This is a genomic window from Saprospira grandis str. Lewin (assembly GCF_000250635.1).
Taxonomy (GTDB): Bacteria; Bacteroidota; Bacteroidia; order Chitinophagales; family Saprospiraceae; genus Saprospira; species Saprospira grandis.
Genome location: NC_016936.1, coordinates 20345 through 44103, shown reverse-complemented (window position 1 = coordinate 44103; position 23759 = coordinate 20345). Strand labels below are relative to the sequence as shown.

Below are 23759 nucleotides of genomic sequence, written 5' to 3'. Positions count from 1 at the left end.
GTAAAACTGGCTCGGTCTGGCCTGACGGCCACTGCTGCACATCGCTAGGCCAGGCGGGCCTTCGGCCCGCCTCTACGCCCAAATTTAGTCAATTCCGTTTTGGTCCAACATCTTGACCATAGTCAAAATAGTGGCAATGGCCACACTTTCGCCAGTTTCATCATAGACATCTACCAAAAACTTGACAATGCCCTTGGCAATATCTTCTGGCTCCCGCTTTTCTTGGGCCACTTTTTCCTTAACCGTCAAGCGTACGCCAATCGTCATTCCTGGATAAACGGGCTTGACAAAGCGGCATTCTTCTAAACCATAATTAAGCAAAACGGGCCCTTTTCTGGGCTCAACAAATAAGCCGGCCGCCTTGGCCAAGACAAAATAACCATGCGCCACTCGCTGCTCAAAAATGGTCCCCTCTAAAGAAGTGGCATCCATATGCGCATAAAAGTTGTCGCCACTCACATTCGCAAAATTGGTAATATCGGTCTCGCTAACGGTATGTTTATGCGTGATCCAAGTTTCGCCAACCTGCAATTCTTCAAAGTGCTTGCGGAAAGGGTGAACTTGGTCCTCAATATAGCGACCGCCATATTGATAAGTCTGCGTAACATTAGAAAGAGTGGTTGGACTTCCCTGCAAGGCGGTCCGCTGTAAATAATGCTTAACGCCACGCATTCCGCCCATTTCTTCTCCACCTCCTGCTCGGCCAGGACCACCATGGCTCAATAAAGGCATAGGCGAACCATGTCCAGTACTTTCTTTAGCCGAATCGCGGTTGAGAATCAAAATTCGACCATGATGGCTAGCCGCCTCCATGACAAATTCTCTGGCTTCTTGGTCGTCTGCAGTAACAATAGAGGCCACTAAAGAACCTTTTCCCATTCGGGCCAAGGCCGCAGCTTCTTCTGTATTATCATAAGGAATCAAAGTGCTGGCTGGACCAAAAGCTTCTAGTTCATGTACTCGGCTGGCTTTAAAACCATCTGCAGAACGCATCAGCATGGGGGCCAAAAATGCCCCTGTTTCTGCAGAAGCGCCCATCACTTCAAAATCGGTCATTTGGCCAAAAACTAATTCGTTTTCTTCAGCCAAAAGGCCAACTTGCTTGCGCACTTCGGCAACCTGTTCTTTGCTGGCCAAGGCGCCCATACGCACTCCCTCTAGCTGAGGGTCACCCACTACAGTTTTGGCCAATTGTTGGCTCAAAGCCTCTTGGACCGCATCCATTTGCTGGCGAGGGACCAAAATGCGGCGAATAGCCGTACATTTTTGCCCTGCTTTTACGGTCATCTCTTTGCGCACCTCTTTGATAAATAGATCAAATTCGGGCGTGCCTGGCAAGGCATTGAGGCCCAAAACAGAACAGTTCAAAGAGTCGGCTTCCATATTAAAGGGAACGGCCTGCTCTACAATCTGGGGCAAGCTCTTAAGCATACGACCCGTACTAGCCGAGCCCGTAAAGGTCACCACATCTTGAGAAGTCACTGAATCCAAAATGCCAACACCAGAACCACAAACCAACTGCAAGGCGCCTTCGGGCAAAATGCCAGAAGCCACAATATCTTGCACCATGGCTTGGGTCAAATAAGAAGTTTGCTCAGCAGGTTTGACAATAGCTGGCATACCCGCCAAAAGATTAACCGCCAATTTTTCTAGCATTCCCCAAATGGGAAAATTAAAGGCATTGATATGAATGGCCACCCCACGACGAGGCACCATAATATGTTGGCCCACAAAGGTCCCTTCTTTAGACAAAGGAGCCGTTTCGCCATCTACAAAATAGGGTTGGTCTTGAAACTTTTTACGCAAAGAAGCATAAGCGAAGAGCGTCCCAATTCCCCCATCAATATCAATCCAGCTATCGACTTTGGTGGCCCCAGTTTGGTAACTCAGGGGATAATATTTTTTGCGCATTCCGTAAAGGTGCAAAGCCAATTTCTTGAGCATTCTACCTCTTTGGTGGAAAGTCATTTTGCGCAAATTGCGGTTACCGACTTCTCTGGCGTATTGGGCCATGGCCGCATAATCTAAACCTTGGCTGCCTACGGTGCTAATCAATTGGCCCGTAACGGCATTGTATTGTGCAATGCCTTCACCTTCATGCGGCTGCCACTGCCCCAACGCAAAGTTGGAAATATTGGGAGTTGTTGACATCTTCTTTATTTCTTTAAATCTTTAATCCGTTAATTCTTTATTTCTTTAATTAAAGAAATCTTTATTGATCCAAAAAGCTACTTATCAGCTAGTTGTAAATTTAAGGGCCAGAGCAGACCGCTCAGAGCGAGCCCCAAAGAGGAGCGGCCTAGCGATGTGCAGCAGTGGCCCGCAGGGCCAGACCGAGCCGCTGAAAGCTGCGAAGGGCCGAGCAGACCTGCGAGCTGCGAAACGTAGCGCCTGCCGTAGGCAGGAGGCCCCAAAACTATTTAGACATTTACATTTTTGATGATAGTTGCATAGCCTTGACCCACGCCAATACACATCGTCACCAAAGCGTATTTTCCGCCTTTGCGCTGCAACTCTCTAGCGGCCGCCAACAAAATTCGGGCGCCCGTTACCCCCAAGGGGTGGCCAATGGCAATTGCGCCGCCATTGGGATTGATGCGAGGATCGTCATCGGCTAGACCGAGGCTGCGGGTGCAAGCCAAACTTTGGGCAGCAAAGGCCTCATTGAGCTCAATCACATCCATTTGATCGAGGCGGAGCCCAGCTTTGGCCAAGGCTTTTCGGCTAGCTTCTACGGGACCGATTCCCATAATTCGAGGCTCTACGCCCACCACAGCCGAGCTAATAATTTGGGCCAAAGGCTGCAATTGATAGCGCTCCACAGCCTCGGCAGAAGCGATTAGATTGACCGCTGCACCATCATTGAGGCCAGAAGAATTGCCCGCCGTCACGCTACCGCCTTCTTTGCGAAAAGCCGCCCGCAACTTGCCCAAAACCTCTAGACTAGAATTGGGTTTGATGAACTCATCTTGATCAAAAATAAGGTCCTCTTGCTTGCGCCGCTTAATGGCAATCGGCACAATTTCTTCGGCCAAAATGCCTTTTTCTTGAGCCGCAGCCGCCTTCATTTGAGAACGATAGGCAAAAAGATCTTGATCGGCTCTTGAAATTTGGTGCAAATCCACCAAATTCTCGGCAGTTACGCCCATGCCATCCACCCCATAAATTTCCTTCATTTTGGGGTTCACAAAGCGCCAACCGAAGCTAGAATCATGCATCTGCGCATCTCGGCCAAAAGGTTTAGAGACCTTAGAAATGACCCAAGGACCGCGGGTCATATGCTCTACACCGCCAGCCAAAAACAGATCCCCATCGCCCGCCATAATGGCTCGGTGCGCATGAATAGCGGCCGACATGCCCGAAGCACAAAGTCGATTCACCGTTTCGCCAGGCACCGAATAAGGCAAACCCGCCAACAAAAGCGCCATACGGGCCACATTTCGGTTGTCTTCTCCGGCCTGATTGGCGCAGCCCAAAATCACATCATCATAACTATCTTGCGGAATATTGGGATGGCGGGCCACCAATTCCTTAATCACATGGGCCGCCAAATCATCGGTCCGAACAGGCGATAAAGTCCCGCCAAAATTACCGATGGCCGTGCGTACACCATCCACCAAAAAACTTGCTTTAGACATATTGTTGTTGCTTGTTGTTCTCTTAGAACGCATTTAAAATAGGGGGCTTCCCCGCCTTTCAGGCGGGTCGGGCTGTGTCGCAGCTCGCTGATCGCTCGGCCCTTCAGCGCTAAAGCGCTTCGGTCTGGCCTAACGGCCACTGCTATCCATCCCTAAGCCTGCGGCGGCTTCGCCGCCTGTCTCGGCTAGGCCAGCTCCTCTGGGGTCCAGCTTTTAGAAGAGCGATAAACCGAGCCTTGGAAAATGGCCACTTGTTCGCCTTTTCCGTTATAAATATGGACCTTATAATGGGCCAATTTGGGGTGCAAATATTCTTCTTCGGCCCTCGCTAATAATTTTTCGCCCTCAGCTACCGCCAAAGTATGTACAATAGAGGTATTGATCGAGCGGCTTTTTGGACCATGTGCATTAGCTGCAAAAGCCAAGGCCGTATCGGCCAAAGAATAGCAAATGCCGCCATGCGCAATGCCAAAACCATTGGTCATTTCGGGACGAACCCGCATGCTTAGCTCGGCAAATCCTGGGCGAATTTCATCCACCTGAATGCCTAGCCATTGGCTAAAGGCATCTTTGGCCAACATCTGTTCGCCCACAATCCATTCTGCTTTTTCTTTAGACATCGAAAGAGGTATTTTCTTGGGCCATTCTTCTCAACAAAGGCGAACAGCGATAACGATCTTCTCGGTAAGTATCATAAAGGGCATCGAGTTGCTCTACACAATGAGCTGCGCCCAACTCATTGGCCCAAGCCAATAATCCTTTGGGGTAATTAACGCCCTTGGTCATGGCCAAATCAATATCCTTGGCGCTAGCCACCTGCCAAAATAGAGCATCGGCCGCTTCATTGATTAACATGACTACAATGCGGTGCAAAATCTGCTGGCCCAAAATCTCCTCTTTTTGTGGAGCCGGGGCAGTTGCGCCTTCTGCATAATCATAATAGCCACGGCCCGTTTTTCGGCCCAAAAATCCAGCCTCAGCCAAGCGCTTTTGTGTAAAAGCGGGCTTATAGCGAGGATCGTAATAAAAGGCTTTAAAAACGGTTTCGGTCACCGTATAATTGATATCATTCCCGATATAATCCATAAGGGTAAAAGGCCCCATTCTAAAGCCTCCCAACTCCTTCATGGCCCAATCAATGGTGGCCACATCAGCAATGCCCTCTTCTAAAATGCGAAGGGCTTCGCCATAAAATGGGCGGGCCACACGATTGACAATAAAGCCGGGAGTATCCTTGGCCAATACAGTCAGTTTGCCCCAGCCATCAATAATTGCTTTGGCCTTTTGGGTCACTGCATCGGCGGTTTGGACCGCTGGAATAATTTCGACCAGCTTCATCAAGGGAGCTGGATTGAAAAAGTGGATGCCCAATACGCGCTCCGATTGCTGGCAAGCTGCCGCAATAGAAGCAATAGAGAGTGATGAGGTATTAGAGGCCAAAATACAATCCTTAGCTACTAGACTTTCTAGCTCTTGAAAAACGGCCTTCTTAATCTCCAGATTTTCAACAATGGCCTCAATCACTAGGCCCGAATCAGCCAATTTTTCAAGTTCAGAGATGGGCTCAATTCGGCCATAAATGGCCTCGGCCTCTTCTTGGCCCAAACGCCCTTTTTCAACTAGGCGATTGAGAATTTTCTTTAGCTTTCCGAGGGCCTTTTCTAGCGCCTGCGGAAACTTGTCATATAAATATACGGAATGGCCTTGAGTGGCGGCAATTTGAGCAATGCCGCTGCCCATAGCCCCTGCTCCGATAACAGCAACTTTCATGGAAATTACTTTATTTGTCTTGATTAAATTTTGGGGCGCGTTTTTCTAAAAAGGCGGCCACCCCTTCCTTAAAGTCAGCCGAATAGCCTGCTTTAATTTGTAGGTCTGATTCTAGTTTGAGCTGTTCTTCTAAGGTATTAGTAATAGAAGCATTGAGCAGGCGTTTGGTCCAGCCCAAAGCTTGGCCGGGCATATTGGCCAAGCGCTCTGCCAATTGTTGAGTGGCGGAGTTTAGTTCTTCTGCGGCCACTACTTTATAAATCATGCCTAGCTCTAGGGCTTCTTGAGCAGTAAACTTCTCGCTGAGCATGAGCATAGCGTTGGCTCTTTGCCAGCCCACCAAACGGGGCAAAATATAGCTTCCGCCGCTATCGGGCACCAAACCAATTTTGCTAAAGGCTTGGGTAAAACTGGCCTTTTCGCTACAAACCACAAAATCACAAGCCAAAGCGATATTTGCTCCAGCGCCAGCAGCCACCCCTTGCAAAGCGGCAATAATGGGCTTTTCGGTCTGGCGAATTAAGCGAATAATGGGATTGTAATGCTCTTCTAAAATAGCCTCAAAGTTAATCCCATTATTGGGGTCGGTCACTTCATTGAGGTCTTGGCCGGCGCAAAAGCCTTTGCCTTGGGCCGTTAACACAATCACCCGAACAGTTTGGTCCACAGCGGCTTCTTCTAGAGCAGCAATAAGGGCCAAAGCCATCGGGCGATTGAAACTATTATATTGTTTGGGCCGATTGAGCGACAGCTCTAAAATGGCCCCTTCTTGTTTTTTCAGTAGTAAGTCAGACATATTTGCTTTTTAATGACATTTAAAGTAGTCAAAAGGCTCTTTGCAATCTTGGCATTGATACAAGGCCTTGCAAGCGGTAGAACCAAATTGGCTCAACTGCTTTGTATTTCTAGAATCGCAACGGGGGCAGGCGGGTTGTGGCGCCTCTCCAAAAAGGGCATCGATGCGGCCCGCCTGCCCCTCGGGAGGAGCAATGCCATAGGCCCGCAGTTTTTTTCGGCCCTCTTCTGTGAGCCAGTCGGTGGTCCAAGCTGGACTAAGGACCATATTGATTTTTACGGGATGAATGCCTTGAGCCTCTAGTTCCGCTACAATATCAAATGAAATCGTACTCATAGCGGGACAGCCCGAATAAGTCGGTGTCAAGTCGATTTCTACCCCCTCTTCTTCAAAAGGGCGAATGGCCCGAACCACCCCCATATCCAAAACCGATAGGACCGGAATTTCGGGATCTTTGACCTGGGCCAAATAGCCTTCTACTTCTGCGATTTGTACCGCCATAATTGGATAAAGATTTCTTTAAATAAAGAATTAACGGATTAAAGAAATAACGGAATCTTTATTTCTTTAATGGGCCAAGAGCAGGCCTGGCCTAGCGATGCGAAAGGGTGGCGCAAAGCGCCAGACCAAAGCCGCCAGAGGCGGCTGCAGGGCCGAGCAGACCTGCGAGCCCTGTAGCGTAGCGCCGACGAGCGAAGCGAGGCGGAGGCCCCAAAACATTACCATTCTGCTCCTGGATAGGTTCTTTGAAGCACCTGCAATTCGGCCAAAAGGTGGCCTAAAAATTCGGTATGGCTGCCCTCTTTTCCTCCTTGTTGGAAGGGTTCATAATCGGGTTTTTCGAGGGTAGCTTTGGTCAAAATTTCTTCTACTCGTTCAAAATAAGGGACTTTGAGCTGTTCGAGATCTACGGCAATGCCGCTAGACAAAAGCGTCTGATCTGTAGCATTGGGCGTGCAAAGCTCGGCGGTGTAATCCCAAAGGTCATCTAGGGCCGTTTGCATTTTTTGGCGGCTCAATTCGGTGCCATCGCCTAGGCGGATGCACCATTCGGCGCTAAAGCGAAGGTGGTAGCGAATTTCTTTAATCGACTTGCGGGCGATTTCTGCTAAGCGGGCATCGCTGCTATTTTGCAAGGCCTGATAAAAGAGTTGATTATAGACATCGAAGAGAAATTGGCGCAAAATGGTATAGGCAAAATCCTCATTGGGGTACTCCACCAAGAGGGGGTTGCGAAACTCTCTTTCGGTCCGCAAATAGGCCAAATCATCTTCTGTGCAGCCCTCGCCCTTCAGCTCGGCGGCATATTGATAAAGTGAGCGCGCTTGGCCCATTAGGTCCAAAGAAATATTGGTGAGTGCAATATCTAGCTCTAATTCTGGGGCATGTCCGCAGCATTCTGCTAGGCGTTGGCCCAAAACGAGGTTGGTATCTGCCAATCGGAGGACATAGTCCAGTAAGGCGGCAGCTTGATCCATAAGATTCAGTTTTTTTGGTCTGAGCAAATAGGGCTACATATGGCCCACTTCATCGGGAATATCATAGAAAGTGGGGTGGCGGTACACCTTAGATTTGGCCGCCTCGAAGATATATTCGTCTTCGGGTTCAGAGGCCACAATTTGGCTAGAGGGGATCACCCAAATGCTCAAACCTTCATTTCTGCGCGTGTATACATCTCTGGCATTTTCTAGGGCCATTTGCGCATCTACGGCATGCAGGCTGCCCACATGTTTGTGCTGCAAACCCGATTTACTTCTGATAAACACCTCCCATAGAGGCCATGATTTCTTATCCATTGCTTGTTATTTTTAATGTTTTGGGGCCTCCGCTGCGGCTTCGCCTTGCGGCGCTACGTTACAGGGCTCGCAGGTCTGCTCGGCCCTTCAGCCGCCTTTGGCGGCTTTGGTCTGGCGCTTTGCGCCACCCTTTCACATCGCTAGGCCAATTCCGTTTTAGGCGATGCCCTCTTCCTTTTGGCGAGCGGCTCGCTTCTCGGCATGAGCCATAGCGGCTTCTCTAACCCAGGCGCCATTTTCATGCGCTTTGCGTCTTGTTTTCAGGCGGTTTTTATTGCAACGTCCTCGGCCTTTAACCACGGCCCAGAATTCATCCCAATTGATTTCGCCAAAATCGTAATGGCCTCTTTCTTCATTCCATTTGAGGTCTGGATCGGGCAAAGTCACGCCCAAATATTCGGCTTGGCGGACCGTTGCATCGACAAACTCTTGGCGGAGTTGATCATTTGATTTTCGCTTGATTTTCCAGGCCATAGATTGGGCAGAATGCGTAGAAGCTGCATCACTGGGTCCAAACATCATCAAAGAGGGCCACCACCAGCGATTTACCGCATCTTGTAGCATTTGGCGCTGCTCTTCGGTCCCCTGACTAAGGGCCAAAAGAATTTCGTATCCTTGGCGCTGATGGAAACTCTCTTCCTTACAAATGCGCACCATAGCGCGGGCATAAGGACCATAAGAGGTGCGGGTGAGCATCACTTGATTCATAATAGCTGCACCATCAACCAACCAGCCCACCGTTCCGATATCGGCCCAAGTTTGGGTGGGGTAATTAAAGATGCTGGAATATTTAGCCTTGCCCGAAAGCAACTGCTCATAGAGCTCCTCTCTGTCGATGCCCAAGGTTTCGGCAGCGCTATATAGGTAAAGACCGTGGCCGGCTTCATCTTGCACCTTGGCCAAAAGGGCCACTTTGCGGCGGAGGCTGGGCGCTCTCAAAATCCAGTTTCCCTCGGGCAGCATCCCCACTACTTCAGAGTGTGCATGCTGAGAAATCTGGCGAATTAGCGTTTTGCGGTAAGCCTCTGGCATCCAATCTTTAGGCTCGATTTTCTGCTCTGCATCTACCTTAGCTTGAAAACGCTCTTCTAATTTTGCGATATTGATTGACTTAGTCATAAGTATTCTATTTTATCATCTTAGTCAAAATAGACTTAAGGCTTGATTCTTTAATATAAGGAAAAATACGAACGCTTGTTCGTACGCTTAGTTAAATATCGTCAAAATCGAGCATGATTTCTTCTGATTTGGGGTAAGCTTGGCAGCTGAGAATCAGTCCATCGGCGACCTCTTCTGGTTCTAGAGCATAATTGACCATCATCTCCACTTCGCCTTTTTTTACTCGGGCCTTACAAGTGCAGCAAACCCCACCTTTACAAGCAAAGGGAAGATCGGCCCCCTCTTTCATAGAGGCATCTAGTAGATTATCTTGACCAAAGGGCAAATCAAACATAAAGCTGCGGCCATCTACGCGGACCTCTACTTTGGCGGCTTTGCCTTGGTTCTCTTTTTTGATTTCTGGTTTTTTCTGGCCCTTTTGGTTGGTCCCAAAGAGCTCAAAGTGAATATTTTTTTGAGGAATGCCCTTATTGGCCAAGCCTTCTTTGAGGGCGAGAATCATGGTTTCTGGTCCACAAAGGAAACATTCATCAACTGTGTTGAGATCGACCAAAGTTTGGCTAATCGCCTCAAACTTTTGGGCATCGATGCGGCCAAAAAGGATATCCTCATCTAGTTTTTCACGGCTGAGGATATAAATGATCGTAAAGCGCTCTAAGTACTTATTTTTCAGGCCTTCTAGTTGCTCATGAAAAATAATATTTCGGGTATTTTTATTGCCATAAAGCAAAGTAATCTGGCTATTGGGCTCTGTTTCTAGGGTCGTTTTGATAATCGACATCATAGGTGTGATGCCGCTACCTGCGGCCACACAGAAATAGTGTTTACTTTGTTGGGGATCTAAATCTGTATAGAAATTTCCCATAGGCGGCATAGCCAAGAGCTCATCGCCCACCTTTAGCGTTTCATTGGCAAAAGTAGAGAACTTACCGCCAGGCAATAACTTGACGGCCACCCGAAGTTCTTGGTCCAAGGGGCTAGAACAAATCGAGTAACTACGGCGAACATCTTCTCCATTGATTTTAGCTTGCAGGGTCAGGTATTGGCCCTGAACAAACTTAAACTTCTCTTGGAGGTTTTGGGGGATAGCAAAAGCCAAAGAGCGGCAATCCTCAGTTTCTTGGCGAACATCCGACAATTGGAGTGGATATAATTCGGTCATATATAGTCAGTGTTTTTTAAATTCAAACTCAGTGGTTAGGCGGCCGAAGAAAAAGGCCCAGCCTTAGCTATTTGGTGGAGCGGCCTAGCGATGTGCAAGGGTGGCCGTCAGGCCAGACCGAGCCGCTGAAAGCGGCGAAGGGCCGAGCGAATAGCGAGCCCTGAAACGTAGCGCCGCAGCTTTGCTGCGGAGGCCCCTACTAATACTTCAGCAACTTTTCTAAAGCAGTTTGGACCTTTTGGCTAGAAGGGAGCATGGCTTTTTCTAGATTTTCGTGCAAAGGAATAGCGGGTAAATCTTCTGCGCCTAAAGTTTGGACGGGGGCATCGAGCGACTCAAAGCAATTTTCTTGGATTCGGGCGGCGATACTTTGGGCAAAAGTGCAATTTACAGGCTCCTCGGTGAGGACTAGGCAGCGATGATGTTTTTTGAGCTGGGCATAAATCATTTCGGTATCGAGGGGGGCCAAAGTGCGGAGATCCAGAATGGAAACTTGGCCGGGGAAAGCCTTGGCCGCATTAAGGGCCCAATGCACGCCCATACCATAAGAAACGACCAAAGCCACAGGGCCTTCCGCCTTCTTCTCTTTTGTGGCTTCAAGGACCATATTCGCTTGGCCAAAGGGCAAAGCATAATCGCGGTCGGGCATAATGGTTCGGGCGGCGGCAGTGCCAGGCACCTTAGACCAATACAGCCCTTTATGTTCAAAAATAACGACGGGATTGGGATCTAAATAAGCCGACTTCATCAAGCCTTTTAGATCGGCGCCATTGCTAGGATAAGCGATTTTGATTCCCTTGATATTGGTGAGGACCGACTCTACACTAGAAGAGTGATAGGGGCCACCACTTCCATAAGCGCCGATAGGCACGCGGAGAATCATGCTTGCGGGCCATTTTCCGTTAGAGAGATAATAAGATCGGCTTAACTCGGTGAACAATTGATTGAGGCCTGGCCAGATATAATCGGCAAACTGCACCTCTACGATGGGACGGAGGCCAGTAGCGGCCATACCCACCGTACTTCCAATAATAAAAGCCTCTTGGATGGGCGTATTAAACACTCGGTCATCGCCAAACTTTTGGGCCAGGGTGGCCGCTTCGCGGAAGACCCCGCCTAGACGGCCGCCTACATCTTGGCCATAAAGCAAACATTCGGGATGATCCTCCATCAGTTCTTGAACGGCAAAAAGGGCCGAATCGACCATTACTTTTTCCTCTCCATTGGTGGGGCGGCGTTCGCCTTGTTCGCTGGTAACAGGCGTGGGGGCATACACATGCTTAAAAATATCTTCTGCTTGAGGATCTTCTTGGGCCAAGGCGCGCTCAAAATCGGCTTGCACCTTTTCTTTGGCGGCCTGCTCGATCTCCTCAATATCGCTTTGGCTAAAGCCTTCGGCCAGCATTTGGCGGATAAAAATGGGGGTAGGATCTAATTTACGCTGTTCCTCCAGGTCGTCTCGGTACCACTCCATGCGCACCCCAGAAGTATGGTGATTGAGCAAGGGCACCGAAGCGTGCAACAAAAAGGGGCGGCGTTCTTTGCGCATGATGCGCAAAATATCTTGAATCTCGAGATAGCTTTCTAAGAAATTATTACCTTGAATTTGGCGGGCCTCGATGCCATGAAAACCTTGAATATATTCAAAAGCATTTTGGGCGCGGGTTTCTTCGGCATTGGCAGAAATGTCCCAGCCGTTATCTTGGACCACATACAAAATGGGAAACTGTTTGAGGGCGGCCATTTGGAAAGCCTCCGCCACCTCGCCCTCTGTTACCGAGGCATCACCCAAAGAGCAGACTGCAATAGGCAATTGGCCCTGAAAATCTTCGGTATAAAGGCCCATTTTTTCTTTGTACTGGATGCCCATGGCCACCCCAGTGGTGGGAATAGCCTGCATGCCTGTGGCCGAAGACTGATGGGGAATTTTGGGTTTATCCTCATCCTTTAGGCTGGGATGCGAATAATAAGTTCGGCCACCAGAAAAGGGATCATTTCGCTTGGCGAGTAGCTGTAGCATCAAATCATAGGGCTGCATACCAATAGCCAGCAAAAGCGCATCATCTCGATAATAAGGGGCCACAAAATCTTGAGGAAGCAATTGGCTACCTAAGGCCACTTGCAAAACTTCATGCCCTCTAGAAGTGGCATGCACATACTTAGAGACCAACTTGAAATTATCTTCATAAAGGGCCGCCATGGCTCTAGCTTGGCTGGCCAAAAAGAAAGATTGGCGCAAAGTCGCCTTATCGATTTGGGTGCTAATATTGCTTTCCATAAGTAGTTTGTTTCTCTTGATTGAATTGGGCGAGCTAAATAATACGAACAAATGTTCGTTTCTATAAATTTGGCTTCAAAAAAAAGGCCTTCAAGCATTTATTTTTGAATTCCTTTTAGCAGAATGCGCAGCACTTGTTCCTCTAATTCGCTGGCGGTAAGCTCACTATTCCGATGGTTCCAATTGGGTAGCCAGTGAATAGCATTGAGCAGGGCATAAAGCAAGAGCTCTGTATCTAAATTTGGCAATTCTCCGCTAGCTACAGCTTGCTCAATAATGGCCCTAAAGCGATTTTCATAATCTTTGCGCAGGTCTCTAAACTCTTCGAGCTGGGGGCTGCTGAGGTGTTTCCACTCATCATTGAAGACCGTTAGGCTGCTTACCTCCTTGAGCGCCTTGCGAATATGGAAGCGCAGCAGGCGTTCAATTTTTTGGCCTTGGCTAATGGGTAGCTGCTCGACCTCTTGCATGGCTTTGAGAAAATCTTGGGCATGCTCAAAACAAATTTGCTGCAAAATCTCTTCTTTGGAACCGATGTGATTATATAGACTAGAGGCTCGCAGCTCTACTCGCTCGGCTAGGTCGCGCATAGAAGCAGCTTGATAGCCTTTTTCTTTAAAGAGTTGAGCGGCGGCTCGATAGATTTGAGATTTTTTGCTTTCTTTTTCTAAACTAGGCATAAGTTTTATTTTCATTTTGGCCCAAAGGAAATCGAGCGTCCTCCAAAATTACAAAAAAGCCTCAACTTTTGCCTAAGGCTTGGAAATGGCCCTTGGCCTAGCGATGTGCAGCAGTGGCCGTCAGGCCAGACCGAGCCAGCTTGCTGGCGACAACAAGGCTGAAAGCCGCAGTTCGATGACCAAAGGGAATAACGGCCGAGCAGACCTGCGAGCTGCGGAACGACAACAAGGCCTTTAGGCCGCAGTTCGACGACCAAAGGGAGTAACCGCCTGCCGCAGGCAGGAGGCCCCAAAAAAACAAACATCCTCTTATTTCTTCAATTTTTATCCGATGAAAGCGCCTTTACGACTGGGATTATGGGCTTGGCCCAAAGCAAAAAAGCAAGCGCTACTGGGCAGTTTGCAAAGCATAAAGCATTGGGAACTGGGCGAAGAAAAATTAGGGGCTTCTATTCTGCCTTTTTCGGCTTTGGCCAATTTGAGCGCCAGCCAAGTTCGCCAATTGGGGCAAATATTTTGCTGGGCGCCCGAAATCAGCTGGGAAGATTATCAAGATTTATTGGCTCGGCAGGTGCTGGTATTTCGGGCGCCTTTTCCCATTTTTCTACAGCAGCTTTTGCCCTTTCTTCAGGCTTGGTGGAAGGAGCAAATAGCCTTGGCTCAGGAAGAAGAAGCTATTTTAACCGAATTTGCCGAGCTGGGGCTTTGGGGACAAAGCAAACTGATGATTCGCCTATTTAAACGAGCCAAACTTTTGGCCCAAAACAAGGACTTTGTCTTTTTGCAAGGGCCAGCAGGCAGCGGAAAAAGCTGGTTGGCGGGGGCCATGCACGGCCTTTCTCCCTTCGAGCAACAGCCCTTTATAACGGTCAACTTGATGGACCACAAACGAGAAGATTTGGAGCGTTTGCTTTTTGGCCAAGGCAAAAAAAAAGGCCATGAGCGGCATTTTGGCCTACTCTCTAGCCGAGGGTTTCAGGCCCTCTTGATTCAGCATATTGAGCTGCTGCCCTTTGACTTACAAGAGCTATTGGCCAAATTATTAAAGGAGGGAAAATACATTTTACCCCAAGGCGATAGCCCCGTTTTTCTCAACCAGAAACTGTATCTAAGTAGCAGCAAAGATCTGGATTATTTGCAAGAGCAAAAGAAGTTTTCTAGCCAACTGCTCCAACAACTCAAAACTAGAAAATTGCGGATCCCCTCTTTGTCAGAAAGAGGAAAAGGTGAACTGATTCAACTTAGCCAGCAGTTTTTAAGACAGTTTTGCGAAGAGCAGGGTTTGCAACTAAAGAGCCTGCATAAATCGGCACAAAACCGCCTGAAAAATTGGTACTTTAGCGAAAACCTCCGCGAGCTCAAACAACTGATCGAACGCTCGGCCCTACTGAGCACTGGCCGATTTATTAAGGGCAAGGACCTTTGGCTAGAAGATGACTTTAAACAAGAGGTCCAACAATGGATCAAAAACGGAAGCAGCATGCAGGAGTACCAGCGGCAAATTATTAGGCATCAACTCTATGTCCAAAAGAACCATGTTGTCAAAGCCGCTCAAGCCCTAGGCATCGGAAAATCTACCATTTACCGCATCTTAGAACAAGAAGAATAAATAGCAAAATATGACTGCTCTACACCTCCAATTAGATCGCCTAAAACAGTTGGTGGGCCAAGAAGACAAGCAATGGCGCCCCTTTCTTATCGATTTTGCCCAAGAACTTCAACAGATGCAAATGGCCCTAAAAAACGCCAAAATCAATAAGAATTGGTCCAAAATTGGCCAACTCCTACATCAACTAAAAAGCAATTTGCATTTGTTTGGCTGCCTAGAAGCTTATCAAATGGCCCAAGATTTAGAGGCTTTTACTCAACTGAAATCTCCAAAAATGAGCCTATTTATAGAGAGCTTTCAAGACTTTTTAAGCCTGCTCAAAAGCATAGAACTAGAGGCCGAAAACTGGCCCAAATAAACAATTTTCGTATATTTAACGAATTCTTTAATTAAAGATTTAAAGAAATAAAGATTCCGTTAAATAAAGAAATCTTTATACTGAAAATCAATGCTTTAGGCCGAAAAACTAAAGGGGTAGCCGCTAATCATTTTACAAGCAGCAAAGTTTTAAGTCATTTCATAACGCTGTTTAGGGGCTTCCCCTCCGGCCCGATGGGCCTGCGGGTCGGGCTGTCTCGCAGCTCGCTGTTCGCTCGGCCCTGCGCCCCAAAAAACGCAGGGCGTTTTTGGGGCTGGGTCTGGCCCGAGGGCCACTGCTGCCCATCCCTAAGCCGGCTCGCTGCGCTCGCCTCTAAGCGCAGGATGAGGCCAGTGACCGCAGAAGGCCCTCATTTCGCCCCTAAGGGCCTTTTGCCAACCGTCTGGACCCAATACACCACAAAGGGATTTGATGCGCTTAGATGGGCTACTAGGGGCCTTAAACGGCAGGCTGGGCCCCAGACCCAAAGTCCAGGAACAAACTGGGCCATTTTTTCCACATCCAGCTGCAGCCCCTAATTTTCTCTAGGGCCAAGACGCACTTTTGCGCAAAAGGCCCTCAGTTCGCTCCTAAGGGCCTTTTGCCAACCGTCTGGACCCAATACACCCCAAAGGGATTTGATGCGCTTAGACGGGCTACTAGGGGCCTTAAACGGCAAACTGGGTCCCAAATTCAAAGTTCAAGAACAAACTGGGCCATTTTTTTCCACATCCAGCTGCAGCCCCTAATTTCCTCTAGGGCCAAGACGCACTTTTGCGCAAAAGGCCCTCAGTTCGCTCCTAAGGGCCTTTTGCCAACCGTCTGGACCCAACATACCCTAAAGGGATTTAAAGCGCTTAGGCGGGCCGCTAGGCACCTCTTAGGCATTCCTCAGCTTGCGAACCAAAGCCCAGAATTCTTTTTCCATCGTTTTGATCTTCAATTCTCGTTTTTGCTCCAGTTCGGGCAATTTGGGTAGCACCAGCCGGAAGAGGTTGTAGACCCGCCCCTGAAACATTCGGCTCTCGGCAAACTCTTGGCGGAAGGCCTGCAGGTTGAGGGGCATCCAGGAGTTCTGGGCTCTAAACTGGCTGATGAAGCGCTCGATGCTTGGGCCATCTTGGAGCTGGCGCTGAATCTCGGCTTGGGCCAGCCGGTGGTAATGCGCTCGGCATTGGCTCACCTGCTGCTGGTGCTCCTTCTCCAATTTTTTGAATTCCTCGTGAAAGGAATTTTTGAGCACAGGTCGTTTGCCAGAATCAGGTAACTTTTTGACGGCCTTCAAATTTTCTTTTTTAAGTAAACTCACCAAGTAAGCCACCCGATTTTTGACTTTTTCGTTTTGCAGGGTTAGGTCGATGCAAGTTTGAAATTCCTCTTGGGTTTTCTGCTTGAGGTATTTTTCAAAATCCTGCTGCGAGAGCCCCCAATGCTCCACTTGCTCAAAAAGTTTTTTGGCCTCGGCCGAGAGCTTGCCTTGGCTGGGGGCGGCTTGCAATTTTTTGGGAGATTTGCTTTTGGGGGCGGGGCTACTCTCAATTTCGTTTTTCTCGTTGGTAGCAATTGTGAACAAAATGGCCTGCACCTTTCGGCCCTTTCGCTCCTCCTCAAACTCAAACTTCAGGTCCGTGTACTCGGCCAGGTCTTCTTGGGCCTTGAGGATTACCCTGCGCTTGAAGTCGAAGTAGCGCTTGTACTCCTCGGGCTCGATTTGCAAAATTTGCTTGAGCTGCTGAATACTAATTCTGCGTTTACTCAAAGGGTGGTACTGTTTGAGAAGTTTGTAGATCCGCTTGGAGTAGTGGCTCTGCATGCGGACGAGGAAGGAGATGTTGTACTGGGTGAATCGCTCCTTGAGCTGCAGCAGGTAGGGCTTGAGCTTGGGGTGCAGCTCCACCAGGATGTGGCTAAAATCCGATTGATCCAATTCGCCGAAGGAAGTGAAAAAGCTGGTGGTCAGTTTTCCGGGCCCCTCGTCAAAGCGAAAAGGGATGCTGATGGTTTTGCGCTGCAGGGAAGAGACCGCCTCCCGAATATTCTCGTAGACGCTTTTGGTGGCCAACCCATATTCTCGGGCCAGATCCTTGACGTAGATTTTGTAAATTTTGAAGTCGTCATCCTCGGCTTGAATCTGCGAGAGGGTGAGCAAAAAAATCCGATCCTCCCAGACCGAAAATCGGTAGCTGGCTTCAATCAGCTCGTTGGCTTCTCTAACTGTTGAGGAGACTTGTCTTTCGTTTTTTCGTTCCATATTTTAACGTTATTTACGGAAAATGGGCGTTTGAGGCAGTTATCCACAATTTTGGGCTAAGTTATCCACAAAAAACGGCATTATCAACGCAGCGCCAAAAAAAAACTGCAATTTGAAGGGTAAAAAACACCCCAAATTTGTCGTTTTTAACCCCAAATCCGTCGTTCGACACCCCAAATCCGTCGTCGTTAAAAACCAAAAACACCCCAAATCCGTCGTTCGAACACCCCAAATCCGTCGTTGTTAGCCTTTGTAACTCGCTGACAATCAACTAGTTGCGGGGTCGGAAAATATAGAAAAGTATTGTTGTTAAAGAAAACAACAACAAAAGGGTATTACCAAGAGCCTGGTCTCATGCGTACGCGCGCGAGCGCGCGCCCATGTGCTCGGGCTGGCCCTTGACTTTTCGTTTATTTTGTTGTTGTTTGTTTTTTTGTTGTTGTTTGTTTTAAAAAATTAAAATTTTTTTTGCCAAGCTAACGCAATTTCTATCCGCTTAAAACTGTATACGAAAAACCAAGTTTTCCAGCGCTCAAAAAAGCAGTTTCTACCGCTTAGAAACGAGAAAAAGTTTTAAAACTAAATTTTAAAAAGCGTTTTTTTCGTATATCTTGTTTTTAGGCAAAAATATATAAATTTTAATAAACTGTAAATTCTTTAAAATAGGCGATATTTAGGTCGTTTGAAGCTATTTTTTTGTGTATGCATTTAGTTTTGTCGTTTTTAGGTTAAATGTTAAAAACGACAAGATTTCGAGAAAAATGACTAAAAAAAGCCGTCGTTTTTTAGAAACGACGGCTTAAAAAAGGGCCAAAAGTCGGCTTATTTTTTTAGGGTTTATTTTGATAAAAATCGAACATTTTTTTGAGTAACTCTACCATAGAAATTTCCTCTTCTAGGGCAGCGGATTTTAGAGCTTTTCTGAAGTCAGCATCGACTGAAAAATTGAGTGCGACACGTTCTTTTTTTGGTCTTTTTTCCAAATTTTTGCTGCTATTTTCTTCTTTTGGGGGCTGTCCTTTGCTACTTTTTAGCTTTTTTGGAGCGGGTATTTTGGCCATAATTACATATTTATATCTAAAAAAATGGATGTAAAATTATTTACGAAAAGTGATTAACGCTATGGGTTTTTAATGCAAAACAACAGTTGTTAACATTTTTGGGCCTAAAAAAAAAGAGATAAAAGTTTAGGCGACTTGTTGAAAAACGTCGAAAATAAAGGGGAGAGATAAGCGTTTGTTTTTTAAAAAAAAGTCGTTTTTGAGTCGTCTTTTGGTCGTTTTGGGCTTGTATTTTTGTCGTTTTGGGGGTTAAAAAGGGTCGTTTTAGGGAGAAAATGAGGCTAATTTGGGTTAAAAAATCAGCCTAATTTATTGAGATAATTGATAATATTTTGGACCAAAAAATCGGCTTTTTCATTGAGGCTGGGGTAGGGTGTTTCGGTAAGTGCTTGGCCTAAATCGCTAGCTCTACGGTAGGCTGTTTTTTCTTCTAGCAGGCCATCAATTAGGGTATATCCGGTGATAGAAATATAATCTTTGGCCTCTTCGATTTCGGCTTTGGAGGTACCGATTCTGGAGAGGACCAGGGCAATTTTTTGGCGTGGAATCTTACGTTTTTTGAGTTCATGGGCCAACTTAATGGTGGGTTCTAGATCGTCTAGAGCGGTGCCAGTAGGCAGTAGAATGAGGTCGGCAGTTTGGGCAATTTCTAGGGTAAGGCGGTTAGAACTGGGGGCGCCATCAAAGATAATGAGGTCGTGATTTTGGCTAAGTTTGAGGGCTCTTTTGACCTCGGCAAACTGTTCTACAGAGATAGCGGGTTGAATATTTTGTTGTAATCGGCGGCTATTCCAATTGAAAGAAGTGGACTGAGAGACGTCCATATCGGCAATTTTGACTTCCCAGTCGTTGGCGGCATATTCTCTGGCGAGCAGGCGGCAGAGCGTACTTTTTCCGACGCCTCCTTTTTGGGAGACGACCCCTATTTTGACGGGCATACGATAATATTTTGAGGCAAAAAAATGGCCCAAAAAGGGCTTGTTGTCTAGCTTAAAGCTAAGGATTTGGCTTGGGAAATCCAATAAAGAAATAAAGAATTAAAGAAATAAAGAATTCTTTATTTCTTTAATTCTTTATGGCACAAAGGCCCATAGAATCGGGATTTTGTTTTTTGCCCAGGCTTGGGCATTGGCCTAGCGATGTGGAGGGGGGCCGCGAAGCGGCAGACCGAGGCGGCCAAAGCCGCCGAAGGGCCGAGCAGGCTTGCGAGCCCCGCAACGTAGCGCCGCAGCTTTGCTGCGGAGGCCCCTAAAAAAACGGATGATAAAAGGGAAAAAAATTAGAAAAACGTATGCTCAAAAGCCGAATAATTGTTGTTGGTCGAGAATTTTGATTTGGAATTGGAGAGCTGCTTAAAATTGCCTAAAGTTGCAGGAAACGCGGCGGAGAGTCGCACTAAAACAGCTACTATGAAAAACTCTTATACTGGCAAAGAGCAGTATTACAACGACTATTTGGGCTTGGATAAAATTTTGTCGGCCCAGCAATTGGAAAGTGAGGCCCAGGGGGTAGATGCGCATGATGAGATGTTGTTTATCATTGTGCATCAGGCATATGAGCTTTGGTTCAAGCAGGTTCAGCATGAGTTGAGTTCTATCTTAAAAATCTTTGATGAGCAGTACATCAATGACAATTCTAAGGGCTTGCAGGTGGCTACACATCGTTTGAATCGGGTGGTAGAAATTTGGAAATTATTGGTGGCTCAGGTGCGAGTTATGGAGACCATGACGCCTATGGATTTCTTAGATTTTAGAGATTTATTGACTCCTGCTTCGGGTTTTCAGAGCTTTCAATTTCGTTTAATTGAGACTCGTTTGGGCTTAAAAATGGACCATCGTCATGCCAAAAAGTACTATGAAAAGCAGCTTAGAGCGGAGCATATTGAGGCCATAAAAGCGGCAGAAAACAGTCTTTCTTTATTTGAATTATTGGATAATTGGTTGGCTCGGATGCCTTTTTGGCAATTGGATTATTGGCAAAACTTTGAGCAAAAAGCGGGCGAAAACGCAGAAATGCATCCATTTTGGGCCCATTATCGAGGCATTTATTTGGCGGGATTAAAGGGTTCTGAGCGTTCAGAAATTAGCATGAAAGCCTTTGATGAGCTCTTTTTTGCCCAAGAAAATCGCCCAGTTCGATTGAGTGAAAAGGCTTGTCGCTCGGCATTATTTATCTATTTGTACCGAGAATATCCCTTATTGCAGCAGCCATTTCAGCTCTTAAATAAGCTCTTGGAGTTGGATGAATTGATGTCTACTTTCCGTTATCGCCACATGATTATGGTGCGCAGAATGATTGGTATGCGTGCTGGAACTGGGGGGTCTTCTGGGGCAGGATACCTAGAAGGAGCCATGAATAAACACCATATTTTTGGCGATTTGGCCAGTTTGGCCACCTACCTCATTCCGAGAAATTTGCTGCCTGAATTGGATCAAAAACTGGTTAAAGACTTATCCTTTAGACTTTAATTTGGGGAAATAGCAAGGGCCTTTCGACTTGTCGAAAGGCCCTTTTTTTGCTTAAAAATGCTGTTTTATTCTTCAATTTTAAGCTGTGCGGGAATCTCAATGGGGGCCAAAACGGGCAATTCTTCTCCATTTTCATCTAATAATTGAAGCTGAACTCGGCGATTATATCGCCGGCCTTCTGGGCTATCGCTGCCATTGGGATACTCATTGATGGCAATGGGAGCCAATTCGCCTTGGGGGCGAATTCGCATGCGTTCGCCTTCTACTCCTTTCATAAAGAGGCTGAGCATTACTTTTTCGAGTCGTTCTTTAGAGAGATTAAGGTTTTTATCTTCTTCCCCAATGGCATCCGAATGACCATCGAGCACCAAAGTATATTCTGGGTTTTTGATCATCAGATCGCTGATATAGTTGATCTTATAGCCTTCTTCTGCGGGAATATCGCTGCTATTAAAATCAAAAAATATAGCCGAGCTCAGCCCTCTTTCTGGGGCGGCCAAACTGCCCAAACTTCGTTTTTCTTTGGGGGCGGCTAGGGCTGTTTTTTTGGGTTTGGGGGCCAAAAGTTGATTGGGGGGATTGGCTTTTGGGGTATTGGCCCAAGCTTCTTCTTGTTGGTCATTATCATTGTTTCGACCAGTATATTTTGGGGCCCAAAAGCCACAAGAATTTTTACAAGCCTCTTCTCTGGCCTTAAAATCAATGATGCGAGCATAGGGGAATTTACCCGCTCTTACTTCGGCCAATAAGACTTCGGCCTCGGCTTTTGTTTTGGCCGGAATTTGATAGCGATAAAAGTCATTGACATCATAGAGCTCATAAACTCCTTTGATTGGACCAAAATAATTGAGTTCTACTTGTTGTTCAAAGGCGGCTAGTTCTACAGCAAAAGCTGTTTTTTGGCCCCAACTTTTTGTACTGCATAATAGGAGGAGCAAAAAGAGCCAAAAGCTTATTCTTCTCATTTGTAATAATAAATTATAGGTGTTCTGATATCGGGGCCTTTAAGATACAGCGCTTCTATATATAATTCAATAGTAGAACTTGTGGCAAGTTAAACTACTTTTTTGAGTAGTGAAGCGCTGTCTAATTTAATCACTACAGTTTTCCAACTAATTACTTTGGCTATCTCTAAGAAGGCTTTGTAAAAAGCCTTGCGATCTAGTTATTAAGTTGTGAAAATAGGCGTTCTTTTCAAGCAGTAATAGTATTATTAACAGCTGATGAAACTAACGTTCAAATAGAGTCTAGATGATAATTTATAACAAACTTTTTTGATATGTTTGTAACATTTTTACGCTTAACTGCCTAACACAAATTTTAAAATTAGCTTCAACCCATAAACTTATGTCTTTATCAACCTTGGCCCCAGTTGTCCTTTTTACTTATCAACGACCTTCTCATTTGACACAGACATTAGCAGCGCTATCTAAAAATGAAGAGGCCAGCCAAACCCCCATCTACATTTATTCAGATGGACCAAAGGCAGATGCTAGTCCTGAGGATTTGGCTGAAATTATGGCTGTCCGTCAGTTGATTAGACAACAGACATGGGCCAAACAACTCGAAATTATTGAGCGAAAAGAAAATTGGGGCTTATCTAATAATATCGTTTCTGGTGTAACCGAAGTAATGGAAAAACACGGAAGAGCAATCATTCTAGAAAATGATATCGTTGTTAGCCCATATTTTCTTCAATATATGAATCAAGCACTTGACCTTTATCAAGATGTTGAAGAAGTAATGCATATCGGAGGCTTTATTTATCCCCTAAATCTAAAAGAAAAAGACTTGGGAACTAGCTTTTTTTATAATGTCAATAGCTGCTGGGGCTGGGCTAGCTGGCAAAGAGCCTGGAAATATTATCAAGACGATACAGCCAATATTTTAGCCCAAATCAATGAAAATTATGACCCTTTTACCTTTAATGGAGGACAAAAAGATAGTTTCTATAAACAATTGAAAAAAAATATTTCTGGCGAACTTGATAATTGGGATTGTCATTGGCATGCTAGCATTTTTCTCCAAAATGGCTTAGCTCTACACCCTTATCAATCTTTGGTCAAAAATATTGGACTAGATGGTAGCGGAACTAATTGTGATGATATCGAATTAGGCCAAAAAATGCTTCAAACACCACTGAAATTAACAAAAATACACCCCAAAAATGGCCAAAAACAACATCAAATAGTATCCGAAAAAATGAAGCTCTACTTTAAACGCCTCCGATGGAAACAACTCGGCCAATTGATCCGAAAAGGAGCCTTCAAAAGCATTTTTCAAAAAATAAAAGCCATGCAGTAAGCCAAATTTTGCCCCTCCCAATAAGCCTTCTTTAGACTTATTTCTTTAATTTGCCCTTCACTTGAATCTTTAGATTTCTGACTATTGAAAATACAACCACAATGAGCAATCATCAAAAAGTATGGGGAACCGAAAAGTTTCTCCTCGGCCTCGCCCTCTTTCTTATCCTTTTTATTAGCCTTTGGGCCTATGTGTATAGCATGAATGGCGACTCGCTCCCTATGCCTAACTAGTTTTTAGGCCCCTTTCTTGAAATGCCCTAATCCCTTTGCCGGACTAGGGCATTTCTTTTATCTATCCCTTTTTTAGGGGCCGCCGCAGCGAAGCTGCGGCGGTTACTCCCTTTGGTCGTCGAACTGCGGACTAAAGTCCTTGTTGTCGTTTCAGGGCTCGCAGGCCTGCTCGGCCCTTCGCCAGCAAGCTGGCTCGGTCTGGCCTAACGGCCCCCCTTCCACATCGCTAGGCCGTT

22 protein-coding genes are annotated in these 23759 nt (G+C 46.5%); 6 read left to right on the top strand and 16 right to left on the bottom strand.

Annotation, left to right across the window (positions count from 1 at the left end; all coding sequences use genetic code 11):
* Positions 1-84: 84 nt before the first annotated feature.
* From paaZ to SGRA_RS19395, 12 genes are all read right to left on the bottom strand, one after another.
* Positions 85-2151 carry a phenylacetic acid degradation bifunctional protein PaaZ gene (paaZ, locus tag SGRA_RS19450; RefSeq protein ID WP_015695537.1) on the bottom strand — a complete coding sequence of 689 codons (2067 nt, stop codon included), beginning with the start codon at positions 2149-2151 and terminating at the stop codon, positions 85-87.
* Positions 2152-2420: 269 nt separating this feature from the next.
* Positions 2421-3638: an acetyl-CoA C-acyltransferase gene (locus tag SGRA_RS19445; RefSeq protein WP_015695536.1), complete on the bottom strand. Its 1218-nt coding sequence runs from the start codon at positions 3636-3638 to the stop codon at positions 2421-2423.
* Positions 3639-3823: 185 nt separating this feature from the next.
* Positions 3824-4258 carry a PaaI family thioesterase gene (locus SGRA_RS19440; RefSeq protein ID WP_015695535.1) on the bottom strand — a complete coding sequence of 145 codons (435 nt, stop codon included), beginning with the start codon at positions 4256-4258 and terminating at the stop codon, positions 3824-3826.
* Positions 4251-5408 carry a 3-hydroxyacyl-CoA dehydrogenase NAD-binding domain-containing protein gene (locus SGRA_RS19435; protein WP_015695534.1) on the bottom strand — a complete coding sequence of 386 codons (1158 nt, stop codon included), beginning with the start codon at positions 5406-5408 and terminating at the stop codon, positions 4251-4253. The genes SGRA_RS19440 and SGRA_RS19435 overlap by 8 nt, the downstream gene beginning before the upstream one ends.
* 10 nt (positions 5409-5418) lie before the next feature.
* A complete protein-coding gene (locus tag SGRA_RS19430; protein ID WP_015695533.1) occupies positions 5419-6204 on the bottom strand; it encodes an enoyl-CoA hydratase-related protein in 786 nt (261 codons plus the stop codon).
* Between the two features lie 9 nt (positions 6205-6213).
* The gene (gene paaD, locus SGRA_RS19425; protein ID WP_015695532.1) at positions 6214-6705 is read right to left on the bottom strand and encodes a 1,2-phenylacetyl-CoA epoxidase subunit PaaD; all 492 of its coding nucleotides are present in this window, start codon (positions 6703-6705) and stop codon (positions 6214-6216) included.
* A 218-nt stretch (positions 6706-6923) separates the two neighbouring features.
* Positions 6924-7682 carry a 1,2-phenylacetyl-CoA epoxidase subunit PaaC gene (gene paaC / locus SGRA_RS19420; RefSeq protein WP_015695530.1) on the bottom strand — a complete coding sequence of 253 codons (759 nt, stop codon included), beginning with the start codon at positions 7680-7682 and terminating at the stop codon, positions 6924-6926.
* A gap of 33 nt (positions 7683-7715) precedes the next feature.
* Positions 7716-8000 (bottom strand): 1,2-phenylacetyl-CoA epoxidase subunit PaaB, encoded by a 285-nt coding sequence (gene paaB / locus SGRA_RS19415; protein WP_002656138.1) that lies wholly within the window; start codon positions 7998-8000, stop codon positions 7716-7718.
* Positions 8001-8156: 156 nt separating this feature from the next.
* Positions 8157-9119, bottom strand: coding sequence for a 1,2-phenylacetyl-CoA epoxidase subunit PaaA (paaA, locus tag SGRA_RS19410; protein WP_015695529.1), 963 nt, complete (start codon positions 9117-9119; stop codon positions 8157-8159).
* A 91-nt stretch (positions 9120-9210) separates the two neighbouring features.
* The gene (gene paaE / locus SGRA_RS19405) at positions 9211-10281 is read right to left on the bottom strand and encodes a 1,2-phenylacetyl-CoA epoxidase subunit PaaE (protein WP_015695528.1); all 1071 of its coding nucleotides are present in this window, start codon (positions 10279-10281) and stop codon (positions 9211-9213) included.
* 199 nt (positions 10282-10480) lie between these two features.
* Positions 10481-12559: an alpha-ketoacid dehydrogenase subunit alpha/beta gene (locus SGRA_RS19400; protein WP_015695527.1), complete on the bottom strand. Its 2079-nt coding sequence runs from the start codon at positions 12557-12559 to the stop codon at positions 10481-10483.
* Between the two features lie 98 nt (positions 12560-12657).
* Positions 12658-13239 (bottom strand): TetR/AcrR family transcriptional regulator, encoded by a 582-nt coding sequence (locus SGRA_RS19395; RefSeq protein ID WP_015695526.1) that lies wholly within the window; start codon positions 13237-13239, stop codon positions 12658-12660.
* 331 nt (positions 13240-13570) lie between these two features.
* Here SGRA_RS19395 and SGRA_RS19390 point away from each other — a divergent pair, with 331 nt between their 5' ends.
* Positions 13571-14848: a sigma-54-dependent transcriptional regulator gene (locus SGRA_RS19390; protein WP_015695524.1), complete on the top strand. Its 1278-nt coding sequence runs from the start codon at positions 13571-13573 to the stop codon at positions 14846-14848.
* Between the two features lie 10 nt (positions 14849-14858).
* The gene (locus SGRA_RS19385) at positions 14859-15206 is read left to right on the top strand and encodes an Hpt domain-containing protein (RefSeq protein ID WP_015695523.1); all 348 of its coding nucleotides are present in this window, start codon (positions 14859-14861) and stop codon (positions 15204-15206) included.
* A gap of 880 nt (positions 15207-16086) precedes the next feature.
* Here the strand turns inward: SGRA_RS19385 and SGRA_RS19380 are convergent.
* On the bottom strand, positions 16087-17457 hold the full coding sequence (locus tag SGRA_RS19380) for a replication initiation protein (RefSeq protein WP_015695522.1): 1371 nt from the start codon (positions 17455-17457) through the stop codon (positions 16087-16089).
* A gap of 112 nt (positions 17458-17569) precedes the next feature.
* Between SGRA_RS19380 and SGRA_RS24290 the strand changes: the two genes are divergently transcribed.
* Positions 17570-17704, top strand: a complete 135-nt coding sequence (locus SGRA_RS24290) for a hypothetical protein (RefSeq protein WP_281046542.1) — start codon at positions 17570-17572, stop codon at positions 17702-17704.
* 583 nt (positions 17705-18287) lie between these two features.
* On the opposite strand, the gene SGRA_RS19375 is transcribed toward SGRA_RS24290, so the two are convergent.
* Both SGRA_RS19375 and SGRA_RS19370 read right to left on the bottom strand, forming a co-directional pair.
* The gene (locus SGRA_RS19375) at positions 18288-18518 is read right to left on the bottom strand and encodes a hypothetical protein (protein WP_015695521.1); all 231 of its coding nucleotides are present in this window, start codon (positions 18516-18518) and stop codon (positions 18288-18290) included.
* A 299-nt stretch (positions 18519-18817) separates the two neighbouring features.
* The gene (locus tag SGRA_RS19370; RefSeq protein ID WP_041330019.1) at positions 18818-19456 is read right to left on the bottom strand and encodes a ParA family protein; all 639 of its coding nucleotides are present in this window, start codon (positions 19454-19456) and stop codon (positions 18818-18820) included.
* Positions 19457-19927: 471 nt separating this feature from the next.
* On the opposite strand from SGRA_RS19370, the gene SGRA_RS19365 reads away from it, so the two are divergent.
* Positions 19928-20986: a tryptophan 2,3-dioxygenase gene (locus SGRA_RS19365; protein ID WP_041330018.1), complete on the top strand. Its 1059-nt coding sequence runs from the start codon at positions 19928-19930 to the stop codon at positions 20984-20986.
* Positions 20987-21051: 65 nt separating this feature from the next.
* On the opposite strand, the gene SGRA_RS19360 is transcribed toward SGRA_RS19365, so the two are convergent.
* Positions 21052-21951 carry an OmpA family protein gene (locus SGRA_RS19360; protein ID WP_015695517.1) on the bottom strand — a complete coding sequence of 300 codons (900 nt, stop codon included), beginning with the start codon at positions 21949-21951 and terminating at the stop codon, positions 21052-21054.
* A gap of 382 nt (positions 21952-22333) precedes the next feature.
* Here SGRA_RS19360 and SGRA_RS19355 point away from each other — a divergent pair, with 382 nt between their 5' ends.
* A complete protein-coding gene (locus SGRA_RS19355; protein WP_015695516.1) occupies positions 22334-23290 on the top strand; it encodes a glycosyltransferase in 957 nt (318 codons plus the stop codon).
* Between the two features lie 101 nt (positions 23291-23391).
* Positions 23392-23523: a hypothetical protein gene (locus tag SGRA_RS24285; RefSeq protein WP_015695515.1), complete on the top strand. Its 132-nt coding sequence runs from the start codon at positions 23392-23394 to the stop codon at positions 23521-23523.
* Positions 23524-23759: the final 236 nt, after the last annotated feature.

Coding starts and splice junctions, on each gene's coding strand:
- SGRA_RS19440 (WP_015695535.1), bottom strand. CDS start 4,258: ATGTCTAAAGAAAAAGCAGAATGGATTGTGGGCGAACAGATGTTGGCC.
- SGRA_RS19395 (WP_015695526.1), bottom strand. CDS start 13,239: ATGCCTAGTTTAGAAAAAGAAAGCAAAAAATCTCAAATCTATCGAGCC.
- SGRA_RS19400 (WP_015695527.1), bottom strand. CDS start 12,559: ATGGAAAGCAATATTAGCACCCAAATCGATAAGGCGACTTTGCGCCAA.
- paaA (WP_015695529.1), bottom strand. CDS start 9,119: ATGACTAAGTCAATCAATATCGCAAAATTAGAAGAGCGTTTTCAAGCT.
- paaD (WP_015695532.1), bottom strand. CDS start 6,705: ATGGCGGTACAAATCGCAGAAGTAGAAGGCTATTTGGCCCAGGTCAAA.
- SGRA_RS19355 (WP_015695516.1), top strand. CDS start 22,334: ATGTCTTTATCAACCTTGGCCCCAGTTGTCCTTTTTACTTATCAACGA.
- paaZ (WP_015695537.1), bottom strand. CDS start 2,151: ATGTCAACAACTCCCAATATTTCCAACTTTGCGTTGGGGCAGTGGCAG.
- SGRA_RS24285 (WP_015695515.1), top strand. CDS start 23,392: ATGAGCAATCATCAAAAAGTATGGGGAACCGAAAAGTTTCTCCTCGGC.
- SGRA_RS19370 (WP_041330019.1), bottom strand. CDS start 19,456: ATGCCCGTCAAAATAGGGGTCGTCTCCCAAAAAGGAGGCGTCGGAAAA.
- SGRA_RS19435 (WP_015695534.1), bottom strand. CDS start 5,408: ATGAAAGTTGCTGTTATCGGAGCAGGGGCTATGGGCAGCGGCATTGCT.
- SGRA_RS19360 (WP_015695517.1), bottom strand. CDS start 21,951: ATGAGAAGAATAAGCTTTTGGCTCTTTTTGCTCCTCCTATTATGCAGT.
- SGRA_RS19385 (WP_015695523.1), top strand. CDS start 14,859: ATGACTGCTCTACACCTCCAATTAGATCGCCTAAAACAGTTGGTGGGC.
- SGRA_RS19390 (WP_015695524.1), top strand. CDS start 13,571: ATGAAAGCGCCTTTACGACTGGGATTATGGGCTTGGCCCAAAGCAAAA.
- SGRA_RS19445 (WP_015695536.1), bottom strand. CDS start 3,638: ATGTCTAAAGCAAGTTTTTTGGTGGATGGTGTACGCACGGCCATCGGT.
- paaC (WP_015695530.1), bottom strand. CDS start 7,682: ATGGATCAAGCTGCCGCCTTACTGGACTATGTCCTCCGATTGGCAGAT.
- SGRA_RS19375 (WP_015695521.1), bottom strand. CDS start 18,518: ATGGCCAAAATACCCGCTCCAAAAAAGCTAAAAAGTAGCAAAGGACAG.
- SGRA_RS19380 (WP_015695522.1), bottom strand. CDS start 17,457: ATGGAACGAAAAAACGAAAGACAAGTCTCCTCAACAGTTAGAGAAGCC.
- paaB (WP_002656138.1), bottom strand. CDS start 8,000: ATGGATAAGAAATCATGGCCTCTATGGGAGGTGTTTATCAGAAGTAAA.
- SGRA_RS19430 (WP_015695533.1), bottom strand. CDS start 6,204: ATGTCTGACTTACTACTGAAAAAACAAGAAGGGGCCATTTTAGAGCTG.
- SGRA_RS19365 (WP_041330018.1), top strand. CDS start 19,928: ATGAAAAACTCTTATACTGGCAAAGAGCAGTATTACAACGACTATTTG.
- paaE (WP_015695528.1), bottom strand. CDS start 10,281: ATGACCGAATTATATCCACTCCAATTGTCGGATGTTCGCCAAGAAACT.